The sequence below is a fragment of the Kocuria gwangalliensis genome (assembly GCF_039544365.1).
Classification (GTDB): domain Bacteria; phylum Actinomycetota; class Actinomycetes; order Actinomycetales; family Micrococcaceae; genus Kocuria; species Kocuria gwangalliensis.
Map to the genome: position 1 here is coordinate 125602 of NZ_BAABLN010000010.1, position 16076 is coordinate 141677.

Genomic DNA, 16076 nt, shown 5'->3' on the forward strand with positions numbered 1-16076 from the left:
GAGTTCCACCACCCGGTTTGTGCCCGTTCCCGTCACGGGAGTGCTGGTCTAACTCAGAACGGCCCGGGCGGTGCCCTCGTCCGTGACCAGGTGGGACGCGTACCCCGCCGCGAGCGCGGCCTTCAACGGGCGAACCTTCTGCTGCCCACCGGCCACGCAGATGCGTGTCTGCTTGGCCTTCACGTTCTGCAAGGACACCGCCACGGTACGTTCCTCGAGGTCGGGCAGGCACGGTTGTCCGTGCTCATCGATGAAGCGCGAGCAGATGTCGCCCACGGCGTGTTCGAGCAGCGTTGCCTGTTCGGTGGCGGAGAAGTATCCGAGTTTCAACAGCGTGGAGTCCGGGCTCATGGCCCCCACCGTGAAGATGGCGGTTTGGGCGTCTCGACCCAGATCCAGGATGTGTTTGATGTGCCGATCTTCTTCAACCACCCGCTTGACCTGGGCGTTGTCGAAAATCACCGGAAGCGGCAAGGTCTGCGGATAGGCGTTGAACGCCTCGCAGAACAACCGGATGGTTTCGTAGTGACTCGTGGAACGTGAGGTCAGCGTGGCCCCGCCCTTGAGTTGGACCACCTGCACGCCATGGCAATCGGTCGGTTTGAGCGAACGCGCAACCGCGTGCAAGGTGCGGCCCCAGGTGATCCCGAGCAGATCGCCGTCGGCAACGTTTTCCTCGAGCATGAGGGCACCCGCCGCGCCCAACTCGCGGACGAGGTCATCGTCGGTGGGTTGGCTCGTGATCACCCGCGCCTGCGCCAAACCGAAGCGCTCGCACAGCTGATCCGCCACCGCGGTGGAGACCTGGCGCGGATCGTGGATCTCGATGGTGACGAATCCGCGATCCTTGGCGTGCTGGATCAGTTTGGACACGGTGGGGCGAGAGACCCCCAGTTCACGGGCCACATCCGTCTGGGGCAGGCCGCGCTCGTAGTAGAGGCGAGCGGCGCTCAGTCCCTGGACATCTCTGGGGCTCAATGACATGGGAGTCTCTCGTTCGTCAGAGGTGGTGATGAGGAAGGGTCAGAGACCCAGAATGACACCCACCAGAGCGGCGTTGAGCATATTGGTCAGGAAGCCGCCCAGCAGGGCGAACAAACCCATCTGGGCGACGTCGCCGCGGCGATCCGGTGCCAGGCCGCCGATGGAACCGATCTGAATGGCGATTGAGGACAAGTTGGCGAAACCGGCCAGGGCGAACGTGGTGATCAGCACGGACTGAGGATCCAAGTTGGGGATTTCCGGGCCGAAGGACGTGTAACCGACGAATTCGTTGAGGATGGTCTTCTGACCGATGAAGTTGCCGACCATGGCGGCGTCGTTCCAGGGCACACCCAGCGCCCACGCGAGCGGGGCAAAGATGATCCCGAACAGGCCTTCCAGGGACCAGCCCTCAAAGCCGAACAGGCCGCCGAACCACCCGAGCACCGCGGAAACCAGTCCGATCAGGGCGATGAACGCGATGAGCAGGGCACCCACGATCACGGCGATCCTGCCACCACTCATGGCGCCGGCACCGATCGCGTCAATGAGGTTCTTGGACTCGGTGTCGCGCACCTCGAGCACGTTCACGGAGGCCACGGACTTCTCGGTCTCGGGCATCAGGGCCTTGGCCACGAGCAACGAACCCGGGGCATTCATCACCGCGGCCGCCAGCAAGTAGGGCAGCGGCGCGCCCAGCAGCGAATAACCCACCAGGGTGGAACCGGCCACGGCCGCGAATCCACCGGTCATGCACGCGAAGAGCTCGGAGCGGGTGAGCTTGCTCAGATACGGCTTGATCATCAGGGGGGCTTCACTTTGCCCCAGGAAGATCACGGTGGATGCGAACACGGATTCGATCTTGGACGTGCCCATGATTTTGTTGAGCGCCGTGCCCAGCAGGTGCACGAAGACCTGGACCACGCGCAGGTAGTACAGGGCACCGATGAGCGCACCCAGGAAAATGATCACGGGAAGCACGTTCAGCGCGAAGACGAAGCCGTTGTTCTCGCCCAGGAGCCCACCGAAGACAAAGGATGTTCCCTGGTTCGTGAACCCGATCAGTCCCTGAACCAGTCCGGAGAACCATTTGAGGGCCTCGAAACCCGGCTCCCATTTCAGGATCAACAGGGCCACACCCACCTGCAGGGCCAGGCCCACGGCCAGGGTCCGCCACCGGATGGAACTGCGATGCCTGGAGAGAAGAACAATGAGGCCCAGGATGAGCACAATGCCAATCAAGCCTTGGAAGCGATCCACGATGATCCTGCCTTCGCATGGGGCGCCGAACCGGCGCGAACATTTGTCAAAAGTCCGTTTGACAAAATTTCTCATGTGCAGCTTAGGATGTGAACACCGGTTCCACAAGCCAGGAACGGGTGTTCTCAAACCGCTATCCCGAGGGAGTGATCGCGATGGTCGAGGCCTACGACGCTGTGGATGTCATCCGAATCAAGCGAGACCGGCAGAAGTTGCCCATGGACGCCATTGATTGGGTGATTGACGCCTACACCCGCGGTGTGGTCGCCGATGAGCAGATGTCCGCGCTGGCCATGGCCATTTTCCTCAACGGCATGGACCGCGAGGAGATCGCCCGCTGGACTCAGGCAATGATCGACTCCGGCGAGACCATGAACTTCACGGCCCTCTCCAAAGCCACCACCGACAAGCACTCCACCGGTGGCGTGGGTGACAAGATCACCCTGCCGCTCGCGCCCCTGGTCGCCTCCTACGGAGTGGCCGTTCCGCAGCTTTCCGGCCGCGGGTTGGGCCACACCGGCGGCACACTGGACAAGCTCGAGGCCATCCCGGGCTGGCAGGCGGAGCTGTCCAATGAGCGCATGATGTCCGTCCTGGAGGACGTGGGCGCCGTGATCTGCGCGGCCGGGGCCGGCCTGGCCCCCGCGGACAAGAAGCTCTACGCCCTGCGCGACATCACCTCCACCGTGGACTGCATTCCCCTGATCGCCTCCTCGATCATGTCCAAGAAGATCGCCGAGGGCACCGGCGCCCTGGTCCTGGACGTCAAGGTGGGCCCCGGCGCGTTCATGAAGAAGGAAGCGGACGCCCGCGAGCTCGCGCGCACCATGGTCGACCTCGGAACGGACGCCGGGGTGAACACCGTGGCGCTGCTGACCGACATGTCCCGCCCCCTGGGCCTGACCGTGGGCAACGCCCTGGAGGTCCGCGAGTCCGTGGAGGTCCTGGCGGGTGGCGGCCCCAGCGACGTCGTTCGCCTGACCCTTGCCCTGGCCAAGGAAATGCTCGAGGCGGCGGGCGTCACGGACCCGGACGTGGCGGAGGCCCTCAAGGACGGCCGCGCCATGGACACCTGGAAGCGCATGATCTCCACCCAGGGTGGCGACCCGGACGCCCCGCTGCCGATGGCCACCGACACCCACGAGGTCACGGCCGAAGAAGACGGCGTCATGACCGAGATGGACGCGCTTGCCGTGGGTGTGGCGTCCTGGCGCCTGGGTGCCGGCCGCGCTCGCCAGCAGGATCCCGTGCAGGCCGGTGCCGGTATCGAGATCCACGCGGTTCCCGGCGACACGATCACCAAGGGTCAGAAACTGTTCACCCTCCACACGGACACCCCGGAGCGTTTCGACCGCGCGCTGGATTCCCTGCGCGGTGGCTACACCATTGATCCCCGGGCGGCCGAGGGTACCGGCGCGCGCAAAGACATCGTGCTCGACCGGATTTCCTGACCTCACCTACCGCCCGACTCACCGAACCAAGGAGAAAATTTCATGACCACCCGCGCCGAACTGGCCACGATGATCGATCACACGCTGCTCAAGCCCGAGGCCACCGCGGAGCAGGTGAACGAGCTGGCCCGCGAGGCCGGTGAGCTGGGCACCTTCTCCATTTGTGTCTCGCCGTCGCGGCTGACCGTTCAACTGCCCGACGGCGTCAAGCTGGCCACCGTGTGCGGTTTCCCGTCCGGAGCCCATGAGGCCTCCGTCAAGGCCGCCGAGGCCGCGGATTCCGTGGCCGCCGGCGTTGATGAAGTGGACATGGTCATCAATTTGGGTCTGGCCAAGGCCGGGGCCTGGGATGAGGTGCAGGCGGAGATCGCCATGGTGCGTGAATCCTGCCCCGCGAACGTGGTGCTGAAGGTCATCATTGAGTCCGCGGCCCTGACCGATGACGAGATCGTGGCCGCATGCCAGGCCGCCGAGGCGGCGGGTGCGGACTTCGTGAAGACCTCCACGGGTTTCCACCCCGCCGGCGGAGCGACGGTCGAGGCCGTGCGCCTCATGGCGGACACCGTGGGCGGCCGCCTGGGCGTCAAGGCCTCCGGCGGAATCCGCAGCACCGAGGATGCCTTGGCCATGGTCGAAGCCGGGGCCACCCGACTGGGCCTGTCCGGATCCCGCGCCGTGCTCGACGGCCTGTCCGACTAATTCACCCGCTCATCCCGCGGAGGTACGCATGACCGCTGAACCATTGACCGCCGAACTTTCGTCGGCCGTGCGCAACTGGATTGCGCGCGATCCGGATCCGGCCACTCGCGCCGAACTTGAAGCCCTCGCGGCGAGCGCTGACGCGGGCGACGGTGCCGCCGTGGCGGATCTCACCTCCCGATTCTCCGGACCGCTCATGTTCGGCACGGCAGGGTTGCGTGCCGCGGTGGGCGCAGGAGAATCCCGGATGAACCGCGCGGTGGTCATTCGCGCCACCGCCGGTCTCGCGGCTTTCCTCACCGAGCGGGTGGGGGAGCGTCCGGTAGTGGTGGTCGGTTGCGATGCTCGCCACGGTTCCGCGGATTTCGCCGCCGACGCCGCCGCCGTCCTCGCTGCCGCGGGTTGCCGGGCCATTCGGTTGCCCGCCCAGCTGCCCACCCCCGTGGTGGCCTATGCCGTGCGGGAACTGGGTGCGGACGCGGGTGTGATGGTCACGGCGTCCCACAACCCTCCGGCGGACAACGGGTACAAGGTGTACCTGGGCGGTCGGGCGGTGGATTCGGACGACGAGCGCGGCGTGCAGATCGTGCCCCCGGATGACGCTCACATCGCCGAACGCATTGCCGCAGCCCCGCCAGCCAACGAGGTGCCCCGTGCTGACGCCGACGTGGAATGGGCGGGCGACTCATTGCTCCACGGATACATCTCCCGCGCGGCAGCCCTGCGCGGCACCGATGAACCCTCGGACGTGCGCATTGTCCTGACACCCATGCACGGCGTGGGCGGGGAGACGGCGGTGCGCGTACTGGAACACGCCGGATTCCCGAATGTCACGGTGGTTCCGGAGCAGGCGCGACCGGATCCCGAATTCCCCACGGTGGTCTTCCCCAACCCCGAGGAACCGGGGGCCATGGACCTGGCCCTCGCGCTGGGGTCGGAGGACAACGCGGACGTGGTCATCGCATTGGACCCGGATGCGGATCGCTGCGCCATTGCGATTCCGAGCGTCTCGGACACCGGAAACACCACGTGGCGGCGGCTCACCGGTGATGAGCTGGGCGCACTCTTGGGTGAGCATGCGGCGTCGGACCCCGATCGCAGCGGTGACACCCTGGCCTGCTCCATCGTCTCCGGACGGTTGCTCGGACGGATTGCTGAGCATCACGGCCTGAAGTTCCGCCAGACCCTGACCGGCTTCAAGTGGATCGCCCGCACGCCCGGGCTGCGGTTCGGCTACGAGGAGGCCATTGGCTACTGCACCGACCCGCTGGCCGTGCGCGACAAGGACGGCATCACCACCGCGGTGCGGGTGGCGTCCTACGTGCACCGGCTCAAGCACTCCAACGCCACGGTGCAGGGTGAACTGGACCGATTGGCGCGGTTGCACGGGCTCTACGCCACGGCCCCGCTGACGTTCCGCGTGGCCGATCTCGAACTGATTCCGCAGGGCATGCAGCGGCTGCGCGAGAACCCTCCCGCGGACCTGGCCGGCTCCCCGGTGGTCGAGTACACGGACCTGTCCAAGGGCGGACCCGAGATGCTGCCCACCGAGGGTGTGCTGCTGCGCACCGAGGCCGACGACCGCGTGATCGTTCGCCCCTCCGGCACGGAGCCCAAACTCAAGTGCTACCTGGAAGTGGTTCTCCCGGTCGACGGCAATGCCGAGATCCCCCGCAGGTCGGCGGAGGTCCGCCTCGAGCGAATCAACGACGAGATCCGCCGGGCCGTGGGCTTCTGACGTTGCCGCTGCGGATTTATGGTTCCCTATCCCCGAAAACGAGCAAGAAATCCGTAATAGGGAACCATAAATCACCGCTGGCGGGGACCCGAAGGCCCCGACACTCCTGAAGGGGAGCGCCGGGGGCCTTCGTCAATGGCGGAAGGTAAGGGATTTGAACCCTTGGTACGGGGTTACCGCACACTGGTTTTCAAGACCAGCTCCTTAGGCCGCTCGGACAACCTTCCTGATCGTTCGCGGCCGCCCGCGGGGGCGGTCGCGAACGACACGTCATTATTCCACGGCACCACGGCGCAGGGCCAATACGACGCCGCCCGGGCCGGTGATGCGCGTGGCGAACCCGCCGAGCGGCGTCATCGGCTAGCCGTGCCCCACAATCCGCGTCAGGATGGAAGCAGCAGGAGAACAACCAGCGAAGAAGGAGAATTCATGCGCGCGGTACGAGATGTTGAATCGGGTGGCCCCGAGGTCCTGAAGGTCACGGAGATCGACGATCCCTCGGTCACGGGGGACGGGGTGCTGATCCAGGTGGTGGCCGCGGGTCTCAACCGTGCGGATGTGCTGCAGCGGCAGGGCAATTACCCTGTGCCGCCGGATGCGAGCGACGTGTACGGGTTGGAAGTCTCCGGAACCATTGCCGAACTTGGCCCCGAGGTGCCGGCAGAAGCGGGACTCACCGTGGGCGACAAGGTGGTGGCCCTGCTGGATTCCGGTGGCTACGCGGACAAGGTGGTGGCGCCGTGGCCGCAGGTGCTCCCCGCGCCGGAGGGGATGGATCTGGTCGAGGCCGCGGGCCTGCCCGAGGTGGCGGCCACCGTGTTCTCCAACGTGTTCATGGCAGCGGCCGCGCGGGAGGGGGAGACCTTGCTGGTGCACGGGGGCACCGGTGGAATCGGAACCCATGCCATCCAGGTGGCAACGGCGCTGGGACTGACCGTGCTGGCCACGGTCGGCAGCCAGGAGAAGGCCGATTTCGTGACCGAGCTCGGCGCCACGGCCATCAAGTACAAGGACGAAGACTTCGTTGAGCGGGTCATGGAACTCACCGACGGCCACGGTGCGGACGTGATCCTGGACGTCGTGGGCGCCAAGTACCTGGAGCCCAACGTCAAGGCGCTGGCGACCAACGGTCGCATCACCATCATCGGGATGCAGGGCGGGGTCAAGGGAGAGCTGAACATCGGGCGCCTGATGAACAAGCGGGGTGCGGTCATCGGTACCACGCTGCGTTCGCGTCCCCTGAGCGAGAAGGCCCAGATCATGGGCGCGGTGCGCCAGATTGTGTGGCCGCACGTGAAGTCCGGTGAAATTCGACCCATCATGGCCAAGACTTTTCCCTTGGATCAGGTGCGCGAAGCACATGAATACTTCGACTCCGGCTCGCACATCGGCAAGGTGCTCCTGACCATGTGAGAGCCGTCCTGTGTCGGCGGTCGCCGCGATGGTTTGTGATGCGCCTCATGTGAAATAGACTCCGACTTGCGGAATCCCTAAGGATTCTGAGTGAATTCACACAAGATTCGGAGCTTCCCCATGAGCACCACCCATCGCGGCCCCGCCGCGGGCTCTCCGCGACCGGGAGGAACCCCGGCCCCTGATTTACCCCCCAACCACGTGGACCCCGAGGTCCTCGAGGCCGAACAAACCCGCTGGACCCCCCTGCGCATCGCGCTCTGGATCGGCATTGCCCTCCTGGGCGGCCTGGCCTGGGTCATGATTGCGTTTGCCCGCGGTGAGTCGGTCAACGCCATCTGGTTCGTCTTCGCCGCGGTGTGCAGTTACTTCATTGCGTACCGGTTCTACTCCAAGTTCATCGAGGCCAAACTCACGCGCCCGGATGACAGCAGGGCAACTCCGGCGGAGTACATGGCCAACGGCAAGGACTACATGCCCACGGATCGTCGTGTGCTGTACGGTCACCACTTCGCCGCGATTGCCGGCGCCGGTCCGCTGGTCGGTCCCGTGCTCGCGGCCCAGATGGGCTATCTACCCGGCACCATCTGGATCATCGTGGGCGTGATCCTGGCCGGTGCCGTCCAGGACTACCTGGTGCTGTTCTTCTCCATGCGCCGCGGTGGCCGTTCCCTGGGCCAGATGGCCCGCGAGGAACTGGGCACCGTGGGTGGCTACGCCGCCATCATTGCGACCCTGGCCATCATGATCATCATCGTGGCCATCCTGGCCCTGGTGGTCGTCAACGCGCTGGGCGAGTCCCCGTGGGGAGTGTTCTCCGTGGGGATGACCATCCCGATCGCCCTGTTCATGGGCGTGTACCTGCGCTATCTGCGCCCGGGCAAGGTCATGGAGATCTCCATCATTGGTTTCATCCTGCTCATGGCGGCCATTGTGGCCGGCGGGTGGGTTGCCGACACCGAGCTGGGTGCCCAGCTGTTCACCCTGGACCGCATCACGCTGGCGTGGTGCGTGATCATTTACGGTTTCATTGCCGCAGTGCTGCCCGTGTGGCTGTTGTTGTCCCCCCGTGATTACCTCTCCACCTTCATGAAGGTCGGCACCATCGTGCTCCTGGCAGCCGCCATTGTGGTGGTGCGTCCGGAGATCACCGTCCCGGCGGTCTCCGAGTTCGCGGGACGCTCCGACGGCCCCGTGTTCTCCGGTTCGCTCTTCCCGTTCCTGTTCGTGACCATTGCGTGTGGTGCGCTGTCCGGTTTCCACGCGCTCATCGCCTCGGGTACCACCCCCAAGATGATCGAGAAGGAACGCCAGACCCGGTTCATCGGCTACGGCGGCATGCTCATGGAGTCCTTCGTGGCGATCATGGCGCTGGTTGCCGCAGTCTCGATCGACCGTGGCATTTACTTCGCCATGAACTCGTCCCCGGCCGTGACCATGGGAACCGTTGAGGGCGCCGCCGCCTTCGTGAACTCACTGGGCCTGTCCGGCGTGCACGTCACACCCGAGCTGCTGCAGGGCACCGCGGACGCCGTGGGTGAGGAATCCATTGTGTCCCGCACCGGTGGCGCGCCCACCCTGGCCGTGGGCCTGGCCCACATCATGAACCAGTGGATCGGCGGCGCATCCATGATGAGCTTCTGGTATCACTTCGCGATCATGTTCGAGGCGCTGTTCATCCTCACCGCCGTGGACGCCGGCACTCGCGTGGCTCGCTTCATGCTCACCGACACCCTGGGCAACTTCATTCCCAAGTTCAGGGACACCGATTGGCGACTCGGGGCCTGGCTCACCACGGCCATCATGGTGGCCGGCTGGGGATCCATCCTGATTCTGGGCGTGACCGACCCGCTGGGCGGTATCAACACGTTCTTCCCGCTGTTCGGTATCTCCAACCAGCTACTGGCGGCCATCGCGCTCGCGGTGTGCCTGGCGATCGCGGCGAACCTCCAACGGTTCAAGTACCTGTGGATCATCATGATCCCGCTCTTGTTCGACGTGGTGGTCACCATGACGGGTTCGTGGCACAAGATCTTCTCCTCGGATCCCACCGTGGGTTATTGGGCCAACCACTTCCGCTTCAAGGACGCATTGGCCAACGGCGAGACCAGTCTGGGCACCGCCCAGAATGTCGAGGCCATGGAAGCCGTGGTGCGCAACACCCTGGTGCAGGGCACCCTGTCCATCGTGTTCGCGGTCCTCACGATCATTGTGGTGGTCATGGCGTTCATTGAAATGGTCAAGGCTTTGCGCGGTCATCAGCGCGCCTCGCACGAGGACCCGGCCGTGGAATCCCGCTACTACGCGCCGTCGGGGATGATCTCCACGCCCTCCGAAAAGGCGCTGGCCAGGCAATGGGACGCCCTTCCGTACGAGCAACGGGTCCCCACGGGCCACGGTCACCACTGATGTCGAATTCACGGGCGACGCCGCTCGGGGACCTTGCGCGGTCATGGGCCCGTTCCGCACTTCGGTTCGGCAACGGAGTGCTGGGCGCAGACAAGTACGAGAAGTACCTCGACTACCACCGGGCCAGTGGGCAACCCGGTCGGCCCATGACGGAACGCGAGTTCTGGAGGGATTATCAGGACTGGCAGGACCACAACCCGCAGGGTCGGTGCTGCTGAAGCGATACCATGAACCGCCGCGTCTAGGACGCGGCGGTTCATGTATGAAAGGGGCACCGTGTGGGTTTCTTGCGCGATTACGTGGCTACTCGCCGCGACGACCAGGAACTGGGTCGCGGCGTGTGGCGGCGCGCTCATGATCGCTTCCAGCGAGGCCTGGACCGGTACCACCAAATGTTGGAGGGCGTAACGGACCCCGATCTTCGTGCCGGAGCCATCCCGATCGCCAATGACCTCGCGGATCTGCTGCCCCGAGTGCGCGAGGTCTGCGCGGAGGCCCACCGTCGCGCGCCATCCGAGACCCAGGATATCCCCGCGTCCAAGGGGGGTTACCTGTCGGACGTCCACCGCCAACTGTCCCGCAGCGGCAACGCCATGGCGCAAACGGCGGAGGCGCTGACGATGGCGCGCTTCGCGGCGACGTCGGCGAATCAACCGGTTGGGGACCCCGAAGGCGACCCGCGCGTTCAAGGTATTGAACGGCGGGCGGCCAGCGTGCATGAATGCGTGGCTCAGGCCGAGGCCCTACTGCGGGATTAGCGTGTCACGGGATCGGGCGTCGAGCTCACGGGGCTGTACCGGCCGGGTTCAAATGATCCGCTGCTCTCTGGCTCGGTTGATCGCGGCCGTCCGATTGTCGACATCGAGCTTGTTGTAAACGTGCACCAGGTGCGTTTTCACGGTGGCTTCGGAAATGAACAATTGTTTTGCCATGTTCCGGTTGCTCGCCCCGGTGGCCGCCAATTTGAGGATTTCGATTTCACGCGGAGACAAAGCGGATGCGGGTTTCGTGGTGCGCATCACGAGTTGCGCGGTCACTTGTGGGGAAAGCACGGGGCGGTTGGCAGCGGCATCAAGAACGGCTTGGCGCAGAGTTTCCTCCGGTGCGTCCTTCAGCAGGTATCCCGTGGCGCCGGCCTCCAGGGCCGAGAGGATGTCCGACTGCGCGTCGTAGGTCGTGAGGATCAACACGGGAGGGCCGCCGGCCGCCCGAATGGCGCGGGTTGCATCAATTCCCGTGGGGCCGGGGCCCATTTGAATGTCCATGACCACCACATCGATGTCGTGGTGACGGGAGCGCTGCTGGGCGGACAGGGCATCGCGCGCCTCGGCGACCACGGAGATGTCGGGCAGGCCCTCCAGCACGGCGCGCAGTCCGGCGCGCACCACGGGGTGATCATCGACCAGTAGGACTCGTGTGCTCATTGTGTGTCTCCGGGGAGGTCGGTGTCTGGGGAGCGGGGCGGTTCGGAGCCGCCCGATGCGGGGTCCACGACCCGGGGTGCGGTGTTCGCGGGCGGGGGATTCAGGGGCAGGCGAACGGTGACCGCGGTGCCGTCACCGGGGGCGGATTCAATGGTGGCCGTTCCACCGGCCGCGCTCACTCGGTCATGGAGGCCGGGCAGGCCGAATCCGTTGCAGGGCTCCGCCGGGGGCACCCGATCCGAAGTGAATCCCACGCCGTTGTCCACCACGTCCACGCTCACGTCGTGATCCCACCAGGACAAGCTGACCACGGCGTGCTGCGCACGGGCGTGCTGGGCCACATTGGCCAGCAACGTCTGGGCGGCACGCAGCAACACGGTCTGTTGGGCGAAATCGGCCTGCCCGGTGCCGTCCTCGGTGAACGCCACGGTGAGTTCATCGCCGCGCGCACGGGCCTCTTCCGTGGTGCGCTCACATAATTGGCGCAGCGCGTCCGCCAACGGAACGGCCAGAGCCGGGGACGAGAGGTTGTGGACGAACCTGCGGGCCTCGGCGAGGTTTTCGGATGCGGCGGTCTCGATGGTCCCTAATCGCTCATCGGTTCGGCGGACATCATCGCGTGACAGAGAGGCCCGGGCCGCTCGGGACATCAACACGATCGAGGACAGACCCTGGGCCAGGGTGTCGTGGATCTCGCGGGCCAAGCGTTCGCGTTCGGTGGCCTGACCGGCGGCGCGTTCGGTGCGCGCCAGTTCGGTCCGCGTGGTTTCCAAAGCGGACAGGGTGCGCTGGTAGCGGAGCACGTCCCGATACATGGCTCGGTAGGAGGACGCCATGACGACCGCGAACACCGCTCCCAGCACCGGGCCGTAAACCATGCCGGCCGTGAAGTCCTCGGCGCCGATGTGCAGCCGTTGGGACAGCACCACCCCGCTCGTCAGGACCACTACGCACGCCAACGCAATGGCGCGTGGGAGCAACAGGAGGAACAGGAAGAACAGCGGGAACACCACGGAAATGAAATTCTCGCTCATGAGGACCAAAGCGCCCCACAGCGCCGAGATCACCACTAGCCACGGCGCGGCCAGGAACCGGGGGTTGCGGTCGCTGCGACCGTGGGCGTACCGGTTCTCCCACACGGTACCCACCAGATACACGACCGCCAGCACGCACGCCAGGCACAGTGACCAGGCAAATTTCATGGGCGGGTCCGAGGCCATGCGCAGCACACCCAGCAACAACAACCCCGCGAAGCTCACGTGCAGGGCCAAGCGCAGCACCCGCAGCACCCGGGCGGTCGAGGTTGTTTCCACCGGGGTCTGCCTCCCGTGCCGGTTCGCTGGTCTCGTGTTCAGGCCGACGACGCCGCCGCGGCGTCGTCGGCCTCGCTAAGGCAGCATACGCGGCAAACCACGGTGTTCGGATCCATCAAAAGGTGGATTGCGCGCTCCACTCAACGGGACCGGCGAATCGCTCGGACGCCCGATGTGACGGCCGCGGGTTTCCGGGAATCTGTAAGGGAAGACAGCCGTCGTGAAGGCACCGGAGGTAGCCATGTTCGTCTCGGTGAGAGACATCGTTTTCGCCAAGGGGCGCGTAGCCCTGGTGGCGTCGGTGGTCGCGCTGATCACCATTCTCCTGATCATGTTGAGCGGGTTGACCAACGGGTTGGGTAAACAAAACACCGCCGCGTTGGAAACATTGGGTGCGCAACGCATTGTCTTCGGTCAGGCCGAGGGCACACAGGACATGCCCACGGTCACCACCTCGCAAATCACTCAGGATCAAATGGACGCCTGGGCGGCGGAGCCCGCGGTCGAACACGTCGAACCGCTCGTGGTCACGATGACCCAGGTGGGATCCGATTCCAAGGTGACCACCGGCGCCGTGTTGGGCCTGCCCGAGGATTCAATGTTCGCTCGCAAGATCGAGCTCCTCGAGGGTCAGCACCGGCCCCAGGACGGCCAGATCGTGTTGTCGGAGTCCTACGCGGATGATTTGGGCATCGGCCCGGGCGACACCGTGGGGATCGGTGGTAAAGATCTCGAGGTCGTTGGTTTCGTGCAGGACGAGTTCTACGGCCACTTGCCCGTGGCATGGCTGAGCGATGCGGATGCGCTCGCGGTCGCGCACCAGCCCAGCGCCACCGTGGGTACCGAGCTGCTGCTCCAGTTCGCAGCCGGCACCGACTCCGCCCGGATGGACGAGATCGGCGCGGAACTGGATGAGGGAACCGGCACGATCACCCGGACGACCCGCGAGTCGTTCCAGGCCATCCCGTCCTACTCCTCGGAGAACGGGTCGCTCATGCTCATGCAAGCCTTCCTCTACGGGATCTCGGCGCTCGTGGTGATTGCGTTCATCACCGTGTGGACGGTGCAGCGCACCCGCGACGTGGCGGTCCTGCGGGCCCTGGGTGCCTCGCGCGGCTACCTGGTGCGCGATTCGCTGGTTCAGGCAACCCTCGTGGTCGGAATCGGCGTGCTCATCGGCGCCCTGGTGGGTGGTCTGATGGGCTGGCTCGTGGCCACGCAGGTCACCGCCGTCCCGTTCCTGTTCTCGCTCACCGCCGTGGCCGTCCCGGCGCCCGGCGTGTTGCTGTTGGGCATTGTCGGTTCGCTGCTCGCCGTGCGCCGCGTTGCCAAAGTCGACCCCATGATTGCCCTGGGAGGCAACTGATCATGTCCACCACCACTCATACCGCTCCCTGGAACGACCAGCAGACCACGGCCGGCACCCCGGCCCTCGAACTGTGCGAGGTCACCCTCGCTTATCCGGACGGCAAGGGTCCCGACGGCGCTCCCCGCACCATCACCGCGCTGGACCGCGTGTACCTGGCGGCCGTTGCCGGCACGATGACCGCGCTGACCGGCCCGTCCGGTTCGGGTAAATCATCGCTACTGGCCGTGGCATCCACGCTGTTGAATCCAACCTCCGGCGAGGTCCGCATTGGTGGGGTTGCCGTGGGAAACCTGTCCGAGAAGGACCGTGCGCGGTTGCGTCGCGAAGAAGTGGGCACCGTCTTCCAGCAGCCGAACCTGATCCCCTCGCTGCGGGCCGAGGATCAGTTGGTGGTGACCAGTCACATCCGCGGCGCTCGAGGTGGCGCCACGCGGCACGCGCGGGAACGGGCGCGGCAACTGCTCGAGCTGGTGGGGCTGGAGGGCGCCGGGCGGCGCCGTCCGCACGAACTGTCCGGCGGCCAACGGCAGCGCGTCAACATTGCCAGGGCCCTCATGGGAGAGCCCAAGCTTCTCCTCGTGGACGAACCCACCTCTGCCCTGGACCAGCAGCGTTCGGCCGAGGTCATGCAGCTGCTCAAGAACATGACCCGCACGTTCGACCTGGCCACCGTGGTGGTCACCCACGACCTGGAATTCGTGGACATGGCCGACCGTGAGGTCACCATGCTGGACGGCACGCTGACCGGCTGAGCGCAGCCCGTTCCGCGCCCCCGAATCCAGTACGGCGACGCCGTAGAACGTATTTGTCAAATTGTTACAGGACCCTTGGGGGTCGGCGCCCCCACCTCTAGGGTGAAGCCATGTTTGTCGATCCGCAGCGCTGTTGTCGCTTCTCACGAAGGCCCTGACGAGCCGGTCATAAAACATGGCCGCTGTCTACAGATGCCGCCCTCCCAGCCCTCGGCCATCCCATCGCATTGGGACGTGCCCACCCTGCGATGCCGTCCTTCCGCCCACACTTCTGCACCTTGCGAGAAAACCCCATGACCACCACCACAGCCCCCGCGACGACCACCGATACCGGCCTGCGCCTGAAAAAACTTGGGCAGCACATCGGCGCCCGGATCGAGGGCCTGGACTTGTCCGGGCCCCTGGAGGAAGGCACGGTGTCCGCGATCCGGGCGGCGCTGAACGAGCACAAGGCGTTGGTCTTCACCGACGCCGGGATCAGCTCCGATGCCCAGCAAGAGGCCTTTGCGGCCCACTTCGGACCGCTGACCACCGCCCACCCCACCGTGACCTTCCACGAGGGCACTCCCAAGACGGTGCTACCCGTGGACAGTGAGGAGTCGGTGGCCAACCAGTGGCACACCGATGTCACCTTTGTGATCAACCCGCCGCAGATATCCACTTTGCGGGCGGTGGTGCTGCCCACGTACGGCGGGGAGACCCTGATCGCCAACACTGCCGCCGCCTACAAGTCCCTACCGCGGGAGCTGCAGCACTTGGCGCAGACTCTGTGGGCCGAGCACACCAATGCCTCGGACTACATTCGGCCCCGGACGGTGCAGGGGGAGAAGGAGCAGCAGTACCAGCAGGCCTTTGTGTCCCAGACCTTCCGCACGGTCCACCCCGTGGTACGGGTGCATCCGCTGACAGGGGAGAAGGGGTTGTTCATCGGAGCCTTCGCCCAGCGGCTGCGGATCCTCGGGGTCTCCGCGCACGAGTCCGCGGACCTGCTGCGGCTTCTCCAGGCGCACGTCACCCGTCCCGAGCACGTGGTCCGGGTGGGGTGGGAGCCGGGGCAGGTGGTGGTCTTCGACAACCGGATCACCCAGCACTACGCGATCGACAACTACGACCGCGCCCCGCGAAAACTGAACCGGATCACCGTGGCCGGGGACGTCCCGGTCGGGGTCCACGGGCAGCGCAGTCACTCCCTCGAAGGAGACTCCTCGCAGTACTCCCCAATCGTCGAACTCCCTTGACCTGCTGCCCGTGGTCTCGAGGCCAGGTC

Annotated in this window: 14 protein-coding genes and 1 tRNA gene; 10 read left to right on the top strand and 5 right to left on the bottom strand. The window is 65.7% G+C overall.

Annotation, left to right across the window (positions count from 1 at the left end):
• Nucleotides 1-48 precede the first annotated feature (48 nt).
• Together ABEA06_RS05610 and ABEA06_RS05615 are read right to left on the bottom strand one after the other, a co-directional pair.
• A complete protein-coding gene (locus ABEA06_RS05610) occupies nucleotides 49-984 on the bottom strand; it encodes a sugar-binding transcriptional regulator (protein WP_345310861.1) in 936 nt (311 codons plus the stop codon).
• Between the two features lie 39 nt (nucleotides 985-1023).
• Nucleotides 1024-2241, bottom strand: a complete 1218-nt coding sequence (locus ABEA06_RS05615; protein WP_345310862.1) for a NupC/NupG family nucleoside CNT transporter — start codon at nucleotides 2239-2241, stop codon at nucleotides 1024-1026.
• A 155-nt stretch (nucleotides 2242-2396) separates the two neighbouring features.
• Here ABEA06_RS05615 and ABEA06_RS05620 point away from each other — a divergent pair, with 155 nt between their 5' ends.
• The 3 genes from ABEA06_RS05620 to ABEA06_RS05630 are packed head-to-tail and all read left to right on the top strand — an operon-like array spanning nucleotide 2397 to nucleotide 6129.
• On the top strand, nucleotides 2397-3692 hold the full coding sequence (locus tag ABEA06_RS05620) for a thymidine phosphorylase (protein WP_345310886.1): 1296 nt from the start codon (nucleotides 2397-2399) through the stop codon (nucleotides 3690-3692).
• Nucleotides 3693-3734: 42 nt separating this feature from the next.
• Nucleotides 3735-4391, top strand: coding sequence for a deoxyribose-phosphate aldolase (gene deoC / locus ABEA06_RS05625; protein ID WP_303382934.1), 657 nt, complete (start codon nucleotides 3735-3737; stop codon nucleotides 4389-4391).
• A gap of 28 nt (nucleotides 4392-4419) precedes the next feature.
• Entirely contained in the window at nucleotides 4420-6129 is a 1710-nt protein-coding gene (locus ABEA06_RS05630) for a phospho-sugar mutase (RefSeq protein WP_345310863.1), read from the top strand.
• A gap of 136 nt (nucleotides 6130-6265) precedes the next feature.
• Here ABEA06_RS05630 and ABEA06_RS05635 read toward each other — a convergent pair.
• Nucleotides 6266-6356 (bottom strand) — tRNA-Ser (locus ABEA06_RS05635).
• A 202-nt stretch (nucleotides 6357-6558) separates the two neighbouring features.
• On the opposite strand from ABEA06_RS05635, the gene ABEA06_RS05640 reads away from it, so the two are divergent.
• The 4 genes from ABEA06_RS05640 to ABEA06_RS05655 all read left to right on the top strand — a co-directional run bounded on the left by ABEA06_RS05640 (nucleotide 6559) and on the right by ABEA06_RS05655 (nucleotide 10709).
• Complete coding sequence (locus ABEA06_RS05640; RefSeq protein WP_345310864.1) at nucleotides 6559-7542, top strand: NAD(P)H-quinone oxidoreductase; 984 nt, start codon at nucleotides 6559-6561, stop codon at nucleotides 7540-7542.
• 120 nt (nucleotides 7543-7662) lie between these two features.
• Nucleotides 7663-9951: a carbon starvation CstA family protein gene (locus ABEA06_RS05645; RefSeq protein ID WP_312395120.1), complete on the top strand. Its 2289-nt coding sequence runs from the start codon at nucleotides 7663-7665 to the stop codon at nucleotides 9949-9951.
• Nucleotides 9951-10169: a YbdD/YjiX family protein gene (locus tag ABEA06_RS05650; RefSeq protein WP_345310865.1), complete on the top strand. Its 219-nt coding sequence runs from the start codon at nucleotides 9951-9953 to the stop codon at nucleotides 10167-10169. Before ABEA06_RS05645 ends, ABEA06_RS05650 begins: the two co-directional genes overlap by 1 nt.
• 60 nt (nucleotides 10170-10229) lie before the next feature.
• Nucleotides 10230-10709: a hypothetical protein gene (locus tag ABEA06_RS05655; RefSeq protein ID WP_303382939.1), complete on the top strand. Its 480-nt coding sequence runs from the start codon at nucleotides 10230-10232 to the stop codon at nucleotides 10707-10709.
• 48 nt (nucleotides 10710-10757) lie between these two features.
• Here ABEA06_RS05655 and ABEA06_RS05660 read toward each other — a convergent pair whose 3' ends face one another.
• Nucleotides 10758-11375 (bottom strand): response regulator, encoded by a 618-nt coding sequence (locus tag ABEA06_RS05660; protein ID WP_303382940.1) that lies wholly within the window; start codon nucleotides 11373-11375, stop codon nucleotides 10758-10760.
• Nucleotides 11372-12688, bottom strand: coding sequence for a sensor histidine kinase (locus ABEA06_RS05665; protein WP_303382941.1), 1317 nt, complete (start codon nucleotides 12686-12688; stop codon nucleotides 11372-11374). The genes ABEA06_RS05660 and ABEA06_RS05665 overlap by 4 nt, the downstream gene beginning before the upstream one ends.
• 220 nt (nucleotides 12689-12908) lie before the next feature.
• Between ABEA06_RS05665 and ABEA06_RS05670 the strand changes: the two genes are divergently transcribed.
• The 3 genes from ABEA06_RS05670 (at nucleotide 12909) to ABEA06_RS05680 (ending at nucleotide 16047) form a co-directional block, all read left to right on the top strand.
• Nucleotides 12909-14054 carry an ABC transporter permease gene (locus ABEA06_RS05670; RefSeq protein ID WP_345310866.1) on the top strand — a complete coding sequence of 382 codons (1146 nt, stop codon included), beginning with the start codon at nucleotides 12909-12911 and terminating at the stop codon, nucleotides 14052-14054.
• 2 nt (nucleotides 14055-14056) lie between these two features.
• Nucleotides 14057-14809, top strand: a complete 753-nt coding sequence (locus tag ABEA06_RS05675) for an ABC transporter ATP-binding protein (RefSeq protein ID WP_303383735.1) — start codon at nucleotides 14057-14059, stop codon at nucleotides 14807-14809.
• A gap of 293 nt (nucleotides 14810-15102) precedes the next feature.
• Nucleotides 15103-16047 carry a TauD/TfdA dioxygenase family protein gene (locus ABEA06_RS05680; protein WP_345310867.1) on the top strand — a complete coding sequence of 315 codons (945 nt, stop codon included), beginning with the start codon at nucleotides 15103-15105 and terminating at the stop codon, nucleotides 16045-16047.
• Nucleotides 16048-16076: the final 29 nt, after the last annotated feature.